Genomic DNA, 12,096 nt, shown 5'->3' with positions numbered 1-12,096 from the left:
CTTACGCCGCGCAGCGGGTGGTGGCGAGGGTCGAGAAATAGACGTCCTCGAGGCCGCCGGCGACGGGCGCGAAGCCCGCGCCGGGATCCTGGTCGGCCAGGACGTGGATGACGGTGCGGCCGCCCAGCAGCCGGGTCGAGATCACCTGGTGGGCCGCCTTGGCGTCGTCCAGCTCGGCCTTGTCGATGATCTTCTTCCAGATGCGCCCTTCCAGCTGGGCGATCAGGTCGGCCGGGGCGCCTTCGCGCACGATGCGGCCGTCGCAGATGATGGCCATGGCCGGGCAGAGGTCGGAGACGTCCTCGACGATGTGGGTCGACAGGATCACCACGACGTTTTCGCCGATCTCGGCCAGCAGGTTGAGGAAGCGGTTGCGTTCCTCGGGGTCGAGGCCGGCGGTGGGCTCGTCGACGATGATCAGGCGCGGGTCGCCGATCAGGGCCTGGGCGATGCCGAAGCGCTGGCGCATGCCGCCCGAGAAGCCGGCGATGGCCTTGCTCCGCACGTTCCACAGGTTGACCTGGGCCAGCAGGCTCTCGACCGTGTCCTTGCGTTCCTTGCGGCCCGAAATGCCTTTCAGCACCGCCATGTGGTCGAGCATGTCGTAGGCGCTGACCCGGGGATAGACGCCGAAGTCCTGCGGCAGGTAGCCGAGCACGCGGCGCAGGCCTTCCGGATCCTTCAGCACGTCGATGTCGCCGAAGCGGATGTGGCCCGAGGTCGGGGCCTGCAGGGTGGCTATGGTGCGCATCAGGGTGGACTTGCCGGCCCCGTTGGGACCCAGCAGGCCGTACATCCCGCGCGGTATGGTCAGGCTGACCTCGTCCAGGGCGCGCACGCCGTTGCCATACACGTGCGTCAGGTTTTCGATGATCAGCATCGCTACTCGCGGCCCCCGGTCTTGTTAACGCCAACAGTCCCCAGTCCGACATGACAAGACGGCGAGAGCCTGGGCAAGTGAAAGAACGTTTATGCGGTCGGGTTCCCGACCCAGGCGCTGCTTTTCGGCGGGGTTCCGGTCGGACGTTTTTGGGTCTAAGCAGGCGGCCATGACGACCTACGCCTTCTCCCCGCCCGTCCAGCCTTCGGTTCCGGTGGAAGGATCCGAGGCGGTCTTCCCCGTCCGCCGCATCCTGTGCGTGGGCCGCAACTACGCCGCCCACCGCGCCGAAATGGGCGGCGACGAGCGCGATCCGCCGTTCTTCTTCGCCAAGCCGGCCGACGCGATCGCGCCGCTGATGAACGAGGTGCCTTATCCGCCGCGCACCGCCGACCTGCACCACGAGATCGAACTGGTGGTGGCGCTGAAGTCGGGCGGCGCCGACATCGCCGTCGACGACGCGCTGGACCACGTGTTCGGCTACGCGGTGGGCGTGGACCTGACCCGCCGCGACCTGCAGGGCGCGGCCAAGGCCAAGGGCCAGCCGTGGGAAGCGGGCAAGGCCTTCGACTTCTCCGCGCCGATCTCGGCCATCCGGCCGGCGGCTGACGCGACGCTGGACGGCGCCATCTGGCTGAGCGTCAACGGCGTGCAGCGTCAGACCGGCCTGGTGACCGACATGATCTGGAACATCCCCGAGATCATCGCCGAGGCCAGCAAGCTGTGGACCCTGGCGGCCGGCGACCTGATCTTCACCGGCACCCCCGAGGGCGTCTCGGCGGTGGTCCTGGGCGACGCGATCGCCGGCGAGGTCGACGGCGTCGGCGCCCTGGCCTTCACCCTGGTCTAGAGGGAGCGCGCCGCCGTGACCCTGACGCTGTTCGGCTACTGGCGGGCGGCCGCGCCCTATCGCGTGCGCATCGGCCTCAATCTGAAGGGCCTGGCCTACGACCAGGCGCCGGTGAACCTGCTGAAGGGCGAACAGCGCCAGGGCGCCTATCTCGACCTCAACCCGCAGGGCCTGACTCCAGCCCTGGCCTTGGGGGACGGCGTGGTGCTGACCCAGAGCCTGGCCATCCTCGAATGGCTGGACGAGACCCATCCCGAGCCCGCCCTGCTGCCCGCCGACCCGCTGGGCCGCGCCCGCGTGCGGGCCATGGCCCAGATCATCGCCTGCGACATCCATCCGCTGAACAACGTGCGAGTCACCGGCGAGCTGGTCGCCCGCGGCCAGGACGAGGCCGCCCGCAAGGCCTGGATGGCCCGCTGGCTGGCCGAGGGCTTCACCGCCCTGGAAGCCGCCGTCGCCGCCCACGGCGGGACCTATGCCTATGGCGACGCGCCGACCCTGGCCGATGTCTGCCTGGTGCCGCAGGTCTATGGCGCGCGCCGGTTCGACATCGACCTTTCACCCTATCCGACCCTGGTGGCGGCCGCCGACCGCGCCGCCGACCATCCCGCCTTCGCCGCTGCTCACCCCAGCCTCCAGCCGGACGCCGCCGATGCTTGAAGATCTGAAAACCAACAACGCCAACTGGTCCAAGCGCAAGACCGAGGTCGACGCCGACTTCTTCAAGCGCCTGGAGAACCAGCAGAGCCCCGAGTACCTGTGGATCGGCTGCAGCGACAGCCGCGTGCCGGCCAACGAGATCGTCGGCCTGGATCCGGGCGAGCTGTTCGTGCACCGCAACGTCGCCAACCTGGCCCCGCCGCAGGACGCCAACTACCTCAGCGTGCTGCAGTTCGCGGTCGACGTGCTGAAGGTCAAGCACATCATGGTGGTGGGCCACTACGGCTGCGGCGGCGTGGCGGCGGCCATCGACGGCAAGCGGCGGGGCCTGGTCGATCACTGGCTGCACCCGATCCGCGAGGTCCACGCCGAGCACCGCTGCGAACTTGAAGCCATTCCGGAAGAGCGCGACCGCCTCAACCGCCTGTGCGAGCTGAACGTCATCCGCCAGGTGCGCAACGTCGCCGCCGACGTCTTCGTGCAGGACGCCTGGGCTCGCGGCCAGAGCCTGGCCGTACACGGCTGGGTCTATTCGCTGGCCAACGGCCTGGTCACCGACCTCAATGTCGGCATCGAGAACCTCGAGGACTACCAGCGTGTCCTGGCCGGCCCGACGGCCGGCGACGGCATCTAGGAGATAGGAAAAGAGGGCCGCGCCCGATCGTCGCAGTTGGCGGATCGGTGTTCGGCCCTTACCTGTTCGTCACCATCCTCTGTCACGGTGGCTGCATGGACGCCTTTCTCCAGAGCCTGCACAGCCTCGTCGTCGAGCACCGCCTGCTGGTGTGCGCGATCCTGGCGGTGATCACCCTGCTCGAAGCGCTGATGCTGGTCGGGGTGCTGATCCCGATCATGGCGGTGATGCTGACGGCCGGCGCGCTGATCGCCACCGGCTCGCTGCATCCGGTCGAGGTGATCGTCTGGTGCAGCGTCGGCGCGGCCCTGGGCGATGCGATCTCCTACCTGATGGGCCGACACATGGGCGCCTGGGCCGTACGCCATCCGGTGCTGGCCAAGCACCGCCGCACCGTGGCCCGCGCCCGTCTCTACACCCGCCGCTACGGCGTGCTGGCCCTGGCCGTCGCCCGCTATCTGGGCCCGCTGCGGCCCTTCGTGCCGATGGCCGCGGGCATGACCCGGATGCGCGACTGGACCTTCCACGCCGCCAACACGGTCACCGCGCCCGTCTGGGTGATCACCGTCCTGGCGCCCGGCTACCTGGCCGCCCGCCACCTGGGCTACTGGAAGCCGGACCCGGTGCTGCTGACCGCCGTGATCGTCGGCGTGCTGCTGCTGGTCGCCACCGTGGCGCTCGTGCGGCGACCCAAGGCGCAGCCGTCCAAGGCCTGAGCTTCCAAGACCGTCATCCCGGCCGAAGCGTAGCGAAGAGCCGGGATCCAGGGTCCGTCGCATCGCGTCGGCCGCCGCCCGAAACGCCAGCCCTCGAAACCGTGCCTGGTCCTCTGGGTCCCGGCTAAGCGCTGCGCGCTTTCCGGGATGACGAACTGGGGAGGTGTACGGCGTCAGTTCGTCGGCGCCCTGATCCGCACCCGGGCGCTGGCCGCCCGGCCCTGGTCGTCGACCACCCGCAGCCGATAGAAGCCCGCCGCCGCCGGTCGCCAAACCGGCTTGCCGCCGACCGGATCGTCGGCCAGGGGCTTGCCGTCCACGTACCACGACAGGTTCTCGCCGCCGGCCGCCAGGACCAGGCCGCGCGCGTTCGCGCCCAGGCCATCGACCTGCACCGTCGCCCCGTCGGGCGGGAAGATCAGGCGCGGGCCCTCGTCGGCGACCGTGCGCAGCTGCTGCAAGGCGCCGGGAGCCGACTTGGGCGCGATCGGACGCGGCGCGGTGGGCGGCGCGCCTACCAGGTCGGCGACGTCGAACAGGGTGGGCAGGGCCGCGTCGCGCCCGGTGAGGCCGCCGCGCGCGCCGCCGTCGGCCCGGCCCGTCCAGACGACGATGGCGTGGCCGCCGACGATCCCGGCCGCCACCGCGTCGCGGAAGCCGTAGGAGGTGCCGGTCTTGAAGGCCATGGCCGGCCCGCCCCGGGTCAGGGCCGAGGGCGCGCGGCCGCGCGGGCCGGGCGCCTCGCGGAGGATGTCCAGCACCTGGCCCACGGCCTCGGGCCGGGCGATGCGGGTCCCGCCCTGGCGCTCGCGGGCCTTGGCCTCCTCGACCGTATAGGCCAGCGGCTTGACCACCCCGCCGTCGCCAAGGCCCGCATAGAGGGTGACCAGGTCGCGCAGGGTGATGCCGGCCCCGCCCAGCGCCAGGGCCAGGCCGGCGGCCTTCACCTCGGCCTTGGGGCGCAAGAGTTTGACGCCGCCGGCCTCGATGCGGGCGGCGAAGGCCTCGGGGCCGATCTTCTCCAGGGTGGCGACGGCCGGCACGTTCAGCGAATAGGCCAGGGCCTCGCGGGCGGTGACCTTGCCGTGGAACACCCGGTCGAAGTTTTCGGGCTGATAGTCGGCGAAGCGCGTCTGGGCATCGTCGATCTGGGTGTCGGGCGCCAGCATGCCGTCGTCGAAGGCGAAGGCGTAGACGAAGGGCTTCAGGGCGGAGCCGGGCGAGCGGGCGGCGCGGGTCATGTCCACCCAGCCGCCGGGCCGGTCGCGGCCGGCCGAACCGACCAGGGCCCGCACCGCCCGGTCCCTGATCCGCACGACGATGATGGCGGCCGTGGCCTCGGGGCCCTGGCTGGCGGCGACGGCGGCGGCCATCGGCTCCAGCCGCGCCTGCAGGTCGGGATCGATGGTGGTCAGCACGCTGGGCTGGCTGGCCGGGGCGGCGGCGGCCTGCTGGCCGGCCAGGTGCCAGGCCATGGCCGGGAAAGCGCTGCGGCGCGGGATCGGCTCGCCTTCGGCCTCGACCGCCGCCACGGTGGTCAGCACCCCGGCGCGGACCATCTTGTCCAGCACCGCGCGGCGGGCCTCGCGTGCGGCTTCGGGCCGGCGGTCGGGACGGCGGGCCTCGGGCGCCTGGGGCAGGGCGATCAGCAGGGCCTGCTCGCCGTCGGTCAGGCTCGAGGGCTCGTGGCCGAAATAGGAGAGGCTGGCCCCGCGCACCCCCTCCAGATTGCCGCCGTAGGGCGCCAGGGTCAGATACAGCGCCAGGATCTCGTCCTTGCTCAGCCGGCTTTCCAGCTGCGCGGCGCGGACCATCTCGATCAGCTTGGCGCCGAGGTTGCGCGGCCGGGGCTCCAGCAGGCGCGCGGTCTGCATCGACAGGGTCGAGGCGCCGCTGCTGACCCGGCCGTGGACGATCGCCGAGCCGGCGGCGCGGACCACGGCGATGGGATCCACCCCCAGATGCCAGCGGAAGCGCGCGTCCTCGACGGCGACCAGGCGCTTGAGGAAGGTCGGGTCGGTGCGCTCGAGGTCGGCCCGCACGCGCCAGCGGCCGTCCTCGACCGGCAGGGCGCGCAGCCACGCCCCCCGCTCGCCCAGCACGACGGGCGAGGAGCGTTTCGCGCGGCTCATGTCCGGCGGGAAGGCGGCGCTGAGGGCGAACACCCCGACCTGGGCGGCGAGGAAGCCGGTGAGCAGGCGGGTGATCAGCGGGATCTTCCCCTCCCCCTGGATGGGGGAGGGGTCAGGGGTGGGGGTGGTTTCGGAGCTGGCGGTGGTCACGGCGCTCTATCCTGAAGCGCCGTGGTCACCCCCATCCCCGACCCTTCCCCCATCAAGGGGGAAGGGAGCGCTCTGAGCATCACTGCCCCGCCGCGATGATCGCGCGGCCGGCGTCCGACCGGGCGGCGATGCTCGGGCGGTACATGTCCTTGGCCACGGCCCCGGGCAGGAAGAACTCGCCCGGCGTCACGGCCCGCGCGATGTAGGCCATGGCGAAGGGCTTGTTGCCCTCCAGGTCGAGCGCGGCGATGTAGCGGTCGTCGCGGCTTTCCTGGGCGTCGGGCGTCGACAGCTCGCCCAGGAACCGGAACGGTCCGTTCTGGGCGTCGTCGGCGCCGAGCGGGGCCTCGATCTCGAAGCCGGCCGGCAGGGCGTCGTCGACCACCAGGGCGGTCGAACGGGCCTGCATCGACCGGCCCTGGATCAGCACGATCACGCGTTCGCCCTGGCGGATGGCCGACGGATCGACCGCCCCGCCGCTCATCGTGAACAGCCGCTTGCTGACCGACAGGCCGTTGCTCTCGGCGACCGGCGCGACGATCGGCGTGCCGCGCACGCTGACGGTCCGCCACAGGGCGCCCTTGCCCTTGTTGGTGAACCGGGCGTCGGCCAGCTTGCCCACGGCCCAGCGCGGCGCGCCGCCGGCGGGCGGCAGGGCCGTGACGTTCTGGGTCTCGATGCTGATGGGACCGGCGGCCTTCATCAGCTGGTGGGCGGCGTAGAGCAGCTGGGCCTGTTCCTGGGTGTTGAGGGCGTCGGGATCCTTGACCACGTTCTCCAGGCGGCCTTGCAGCCTGGCGGCGACGTCGGGCTGGCCGGCCTGGACCGCCAGGGCCGTGACGGCGGCCACGTCGCGCAGCGGGCTCTGGTACCAGTCGTACTCGTCACGCCAGTTCAGCGAGTTCACCGCCTGACGCATGGCCGAGCGGGCCCGGGCGTGGTCGCCCATCAACGCCAGGCCGGCGGCGACCTGGGCCTTGGCGATAGGCTGGTCCTCGTCCTTCATCTGCACGTCGTGCCACCAGCGCAGGCGGGCCAGGTCCCCGCGCCCGGCCTTGGCCAGGACATAGAGGGCGTAGGCGCTGGCCCGGCGGCGCATGCGCTGGGTGGCCTTGCGGCTGTCGTCCTCGTTGCGGCCCCACCAGGACGGGTACTCCATCCGGTAGGCGACCGAGGCCCAGCCGTCGGGACGGCTGACCTGGCGCATGGCGTTCAGCGCCTTGTCCAGCGCCTCGTCGGGCACGGCAACGCCCTGGGCCTTGGCTTCCAGCAGGAAGTCGGTGGCGTAGGCGCCCAGCCACGGGTCGGCCTCGCCGTCGCCCACCCGCCACAGGCCGAAGGCGCCGTCGAGGGTCTGGCGGTCCAGCAGGCGGCCCACCGCCCCGGCCAGGGCCGCGGGCGTGCGCTTGAGCTTGGGATCGGTCGAGACGCTCTGGGCGTAGAGCAGCGGATAGGCCGCCGACACCACCTGCTCGGTGCAGCCGTACGGATAGCGCTGCAGGGCCACGGCGATCGCCGACGGGTCGAAGCCCTTGAACGGCGAGTAGCTGACCTGCAGCGTCACGTCGCCGGCCGCCAGGCCCGACAGAAGCTGGTAGTTGGGCGTGTAGGTCGTTCCCGGAGCCTGCAGCTCGGTGGTGGTGCGCACCACGTCGCCCCAGCCCAGGCGGGTCTGGATCGGATAGTCCTTGGTCGTCGAGAAGTCGGGACCGGTGACCTTGAAGCCGATCTTGCCGATGCCGGTGACGTCGGGCGCCAGGAACGGGATCTTCTCGGCGACGCGCTGGCCCAGGATCAGGGTGATCACCTTCTTGAACGCCACCTTCAGCCCGCCCGAGGCGTTGGCCTCGGCGGTGTAGGCGCCGGGCTTGCCCTCGACATTGTGCAGCTCAAGCGTCGCGGTCGGCTTGTCGCCGGGCGACAGGAAGCGCGGCAGGTTGAGGTCGGCGACCACCGGCTGGCGCACGGTCATGGCCTTGGAGCCGGAGCCGACGGCGTTGTCGGTCCAGGCCACGGCCATGATCCGCAGCTCGCCGTTGAAGTCGGCGGGCGGCAGCTTGATCGTCGCCTTGCCGTCCAGACCGGTCTCGACCACGCCCGACCACAGGGCCACGGTCTTGATCGGCGTGACCGTCAGGCCCTCGCCGCCCAGCTCGTCGCCGCCGAAGTTGACGTTGGCCGGTGCGCCCATGTTGGGGTCGAGCAGGCGGCCGTAGTCGTCGCGGTAGTCGAGCGTCAGGGCCCGCTTGCCGAAGTACCACTTCACCGGGTCGGGGCTTTCCTGGCGGGTCAGGCGCAGCACGCCCTCGTCCACCGCCGCCACCGTGACCCGGGCCTTCTGGCCAAAGCCCAGGCCCTGCACCTTCAGCGGGATCTCGACCGGCGCCTTGGAGTCGAGCTTGGCCGGCGTGCCGATGTCGACCGTCAGCTTGCGGCCCTTGGGCTCCAGCGGGACATAGACCAGGCCGAGGGCCCGCTTGGGCTTGGGCGAGGCGACCGGGTCGCGCGGCTGGATGACGGTGACCATCACATAGGCCCCGCCGCCCCAGGCGGCGCTGGTCTTCAGCTTCACGGTCGCGCCGTTCTCGCCGACCGAGATGGTCTTGAAGTCGATCAGGCGGTCGGTGGCCACGGCCACCTGGGCCTGGCCGGCATAGGGCGCCTTCAGCGTGATCTCGACGGTGTCGCCCTGCGCATAAGCCTTGGTCCCGGCCGACACGCGAACGAAATCGGGGGCCTCGGCGTCCTTGGCGGGCGAGCCCCAGCCCGACGAGAACCGGGCCACGGTCTTGGTCCCTTCGGGGCCCTCGATCACCAGGCGGTAGTCGCCCCAGCCCAGGCGGCGGTTGATGCGGCCGCTCTGGCTGGCCGACATGTTGAGGCCGCCCTTCATCACCACGGCGTCGCGGCTGGTGCGCCGCCACTGCCAGCGGCCGTCCTGCTGGAACCAGTCGTAGTTCCAGTTCTCGCTGATCAGGGTGTAGCTGGCGGTGGTCGAGATGCGCTTGCCGGCGGCGTCGACGGCGATCACTTCCAGGCTCACCGGCGGGTCGTCGCGGCCCGAGCCGTCGCCCTGCTCGACCTTGACGCCGTAGTAGATCGGCTTGCCGCGAACCTTGAGTTCCAGGCCCTCACGGACCGGACGGCCGCCGGGCTCGAATACCGAGGCGGTGACCGCCGCCACCAGCGGCTGGCCGGTGTCGCCGACGTCGGAGGTGCCGAGGTTCAGGACCGCGCGTCCCTCGCCGTCGGTGACGGTCGTGCCCAGCTCGATCAGCTTTTCGTCGAAGGGTTCCTTGGCGTCGCCCCACTCGAAGCCCTTGTACTGCGGGAAGGGGTCGGTATCGCGGCGCAGGCGAGCCTCGCCTTGGGTCTGCAGGCCCGAGCCCGGCGCGCCGTACAGGAAGCGGGCGTTGACCGCGATCTGGCGGGTCTCGCCGATGCGGATCGGCGTGCTCTCCTGGCCGGTGGTGGTGACCGCCAGACGCTGAGGCGCGAAGTCCTCGACGCTGAAGCTCAGCGAGCCGGTGGAAGCCTCGATGCCCTCGATGTGCAGCTCGGCGGTCCAGCGGCCACGCGGGGCGCTGCGGGGCAGGGCGATGTCGATCGGCACCGCGCCGGCGTTGGCCTGGCCGAACCACCAGCGCTTGAATTCGACGCCCGAGGGGCGCTTCACGAGAATGTAGCCCTTGCGGTCGTTGACCGCCTTGGCCATGCGGTCGCGGATCATCGCCGTCAGGTGGACGGTCTCGCCGGGGCGGTAGATGCCGCGGTCGGCATAGAGCCAGCCGTCGATGTCGCTGCCGACGGCGCGGCCGCCCTCGCTTTCGGTGCGGCCGCCGACGCCCTGCTTGGACAGGTCGACCGGCGAGCGGTCGAGATCCAGCACCGACAGGTCGCCCTCGGGGCCGTAGGCCATGACCATCTTGGCGCGCTCGGCGCCTTCGCCCTTCAGCAGCGGGCGGGGGAAGCGCACGCGGCCGTCGGCGTCGCTCTTGACCTCGGCCAGCGGTTCGCCGTCGCGGGCGACCAGGGCCACGCGCACGCCCGACACGGTCTTGGCGGTCTTCAGCGAGCGGACCACGACGTCCAGCGCCTCGGAACCGTCGTAGGCGATCAGGGCCATGTCGGTGAAGACGATCCAGCGGCGGGCCTGGGCCGGCGGGGTGTCGCCCTCGCCGTCGGGATCGCGGCCGCCCGAGGCGTCGCGCGCCTTGATCAGATAGGCGCCGGGCTTCATTTCCTTGAGCACCGCGCCGAGCGGGAAGACCGTGGTGGCCTTGGCGCCGGTCGCGCCGTCGACCGAGACCTCGCCCTTCCAGATGCGGCGGCCGTCGTCGCCGGCGCTGTCCTCGCCGTAGTCGCCGGCCCAGTCGCCCTCGCCGGTGGGGTCGGGCGCGCTGATCGACTTGCGCACCAGGTTGCGGTCGGACACCCGCCAGACTTCGACGGCCAGCTTCTGGACGTTCATGGTCTCGATGGCGACGCCGTCGGATTCCTCGCGCGGCAGGATCACGCCGTCGCCGGCGAAGCCGACATAAGGGGGCTTCTCGCCGAAGGTGAAGTCGACGTCGGCGTTGGCGCCCAGGGTCTCGCCGCCCTTGGCGGGCAGGCCCTTGAGCAGGGTGACGCGGCGGTCGGTGAAGCCCACGCCGCCGATGCACAGCTCGTCGCCCTTGACCCGCACGGCCGGGGTGCGGCCGAGGTCGGGCGAGACCATGACGAAGTCGGCATAGGCCTTGGACGGGTCGAGATCGCGGCTCATCTGGATGCAGGCCATCGCCTCGCCGCCGGAGCTGTCGATGCGGGTGCGCCAGACGGCGAAGCCTTCGGGCTTGGGCGCGCCGCGCCGGCGTGCATTGGCGTCGCGCGGCTTGCCGAACAGCGACCAGGCCTCGCCCTTGACGGCCGCCGCGCCGGAGGACGCCTTGACGCCGCCGCCGAACCAGCCGAGGTCGGCGGTCTTGGCGGCCACGAAGCCGCCGCCGAAGCCGACCACCAGGGCGCCGGCCGCGATGGCGGCGGCGGGGGTCTTCAGGCCTTGGAGGATTCGGGTCCAGACGGTGGTCTTGGCCACGCCGTCGCCTTGCGGCGTCTCGTCCGTCGACATCCGTCGTCTCTCCCAAACCCGAAGTGATTTGGGGGACTTGAACCTAAGCGCGAGCGGGGGTCAACGGCGCAGCCGTGACACCCGCTACGGTAGCCCTATACGTCGAACTTCACCTGGGCCGTGGCCAGGTCGTAGCAGGCCGAGACGATCTTCAGCCGGCCTTGGGCGACGCGCTCGGCCAGCGTGCCGTCGGCCACCTTGAGACGATTGGCGATGTTGCGGGCGTTGCGGCGGATGGCGGCGTCCTGCAGGTCGGCCGGATGCTCGGCGTCGGCGTCGAACACGGCCGGCAGGATCGGCAGGACCATGTCCTGCAGGGCCCCATGCAGGTGGGCGTGCTTGGTGGCGACGTCCACGGCCGCGCCGACGGCGCCGCACTTGGTGTGGCCCAGCACGACGACCAGCGGCGCGCCCAGGTGCTCGACGGCGTAGAGGATCGAGCCCAGGCCCTCGGCCCCGACGGTCGAGCCGGCCACGCGGACGATGAACAGCTCGCCCAGATTGCAGTCGAAGATCAGCTCTGGCGCGGTGCGGCTGTCGCTGCAGCCGACGACGACGGCGAACGGCCGCTGGCCGCCGGCCAGTTCGGAGATCCGCGCCGCAGAGGGCAGGACGAGGCTGGCGCCGCCGCGGGCGAAGATGGCGTTGCCGTGCTTGAGGCGGCCCAGGGCTTCGTCGGGACTGACGGCCGGGGCCGGCTCGACGTGGACGCCGGAGACGGCGACCGGTTCGTGGCCCTCCATCGGCGGCACGCTGGCGACGGCCTTTTCCAAGGCGGCCTTGTCGGTCGGCTGGGTCGCGAGCGCCTTGGTGACGCGGCGGGCCTTGCGGGCCTTTGGCGTCACGGCCGGCAGCGACATGCCTTCGGCATAGGCGAGCGCGGGCGCGGCCAGGCCAGCGCCCAGCACGCCCAGCAAGGAGCGTCGTGAAACCATGGTCTTCCCCCGAAGACGGTGAATGTCGG

General features: G+C 71.5%; 8 protein-coding genes. 4 read left to right on the top strand and 4 right to left on the bottom strand.

The window, feature by feature from the left end; all coding sequences use genetic code 11:
• Window position 1: 1 nt before the first annotated feature.
• Window positions 2-880 carry an ABC transporter ATP-binding protein gene (locus tag C1707_RS05355; protein ID WP_101715262.1) on the bottom strand — a complete coding sequence of 293 codons (879 nt, stop codon included), beginning with the start codon at window positions 878-880 and terminating at the stop codon, window positions 2-4.
• 169 nt (window positions 881-1,049) lie between these two features.
• Between C1707_RS05355 and C1707_RS05350 the strand changes: the two genes are divergently transcribed.
• The 4 genes from C1707_RS05350 (at window position 1,050) to C1707_RS05335 (ending at window position 3,740) form a co-directional block, all read left to right on the top strand.
• Window positions 1,050-1,730 (top strand): fumarylacetoacetate hydrolase family protein, encoded by a 681-nt coding sequence (locus tag C1707_RS05350; RefSeq protein ID WP_101715263.1) that lies wholly within the window; start codon window positions 1,050-1,052, stop codon window positions 1,728-1,730.
• A gap of 15 nt (window positions 1,731-1,745) precedes the next feature.
• On the top strand, window positions 1,746-2,390 hold the full coding sequence (gene maiA / locus C1707_RS05345; protein WP_101715264.1) for a maleylacetoacetate isomerase: 645 nt from the start codon (window positions 1,746-1,748) through the stop codon (window positions 2,388-2,390).
• Window positions 2,383-3,024 carry a carbonic anhydrase gene (locus C1707_RS05340; protein WP_101715265.1) on the top strand — a complete coding sequence of 214 codons (642 nt, stop codon included), beginning with the start codon at window positions 2,383-2,385 and terminating at the stop codon, window positions 3,022-3,024. The genes maiA and C1707_RS05340 overlap by 8 nt, the downstream gene beginning before the upstream one ends.
• A 95-nt stretch (window positions 3,025-3,119) precedes the next feature.
• Window positions 3,120-3,740: a DedA family protein gene (locus C1707_RS05335; RefSeq protein ID WP_101715266.1), complete on the top strand. Its 621-nt coding sequence runs from the start codon at window positions 3,120-3,122 to the stop codon at window positions 3,738-3,740.
• Window positions 3,741-3,913: 173 nt separating this feature from the next.
• Here C1707_RS05335 and pbpC read toward each other — a convergent pair whose 3' ends face one another.
• From pbpC to C1707_RS05320, 3 genes are all read right to left on the bottom strand, one after another.
• The gene (gene pbpC, locus C1707_RS05330) at window positions 3,914-5,974 is read right to left on the bottom strand and encodes a penicillin-binding protein 1C (protein ID WP_240633947.1); all 2,061 of its coding nucleotides are present in this window, start codon (window positions 5,972-5,974) and stop codon (window positions 3,914-3,916) included.
• A gap of 127 nt (window positions 5,975-6,101) precedes the next feature.
• A complete protein-coding gene (locus C1707_RS05325) occupies window positions 6,102-11,132 on the bottom strand; it encodes an alpha-2-macroglobulin family protein (RefSeq protein ID WP_101715268.1) in 5,031 nt (1,676 codons plus the stop codon).
• 95 nt (window positions 11,133-11,227) lie between these two features.
• On the bottom strand, window positions 11,228-12,067 hold the full coding sequence (locus tag C1707_RS05320) for a carbonic anhydrase (protein WP_101715269.1): 840 nt from the start codon (window positions 12,065-12,067) through the stop codon (window positions 11,228-11,230).
• Window positions 12,068-12,096: the final 29 nt, after the last annotated feature.

The organism is Caulobacter flavus, from assembly GCF_003722335.1.
Taxonomy (GTDB): Bacteria; Pseudomonadota; Alphaproteobacteria; order Caulobacterales; family Caulobacteraceae; genus Caulobacter; species Caulobacter flavus.
The sequence above is the reverse complement of the archived record's forward strand: the minus strand, read 5'-3'. Positions and strand labels throughout refer to the sequence as shown.

Coding starts and splice junctions, on each gene's coding strand:
- C1707_RS05325 (WP_101715268.1), bottom strand. CDS start 11,132: ATGTCGACGGACGAGACGCCGCAAGGCGACGGCGTGGCCAAGACCACC.
- C1707_RS05335 (WP_101715266.1), top strand. CDS start 3,120: ATGGACGCCTTTCTCCAGAGCCTGCACAGCCTCGTCGTCGAGCACCGC.
- C1707_RS05355 (WP_101715262.1), bottom strand. CDS start 880: ATGCTGATCATCGAAAACCTGACGCACGTGTATGGCAACGGCGTGCGC.
- C1707_RS05340 (WP_101715265.1), top strand. CDS start 2,383: ATGCTTGAAGATCTGAAAACCAACAACGCCAACTGGTCCAAGCGCAAG.
- C1707_RS05320 (WP_101715269.1), bottom strand. CDS start 12,067: ATGGTTTCACGACGCTCCTTGCTGGGCGTGCTGGGCGCTGGCCTGGCC.
- C1707_RS05350 (WP_101715263.1), top strand. CDS start 1,050: ATGACGACCTACGCCTTCTCCCCGCCCGTCCAGCCTTCGGTTCCGGTG.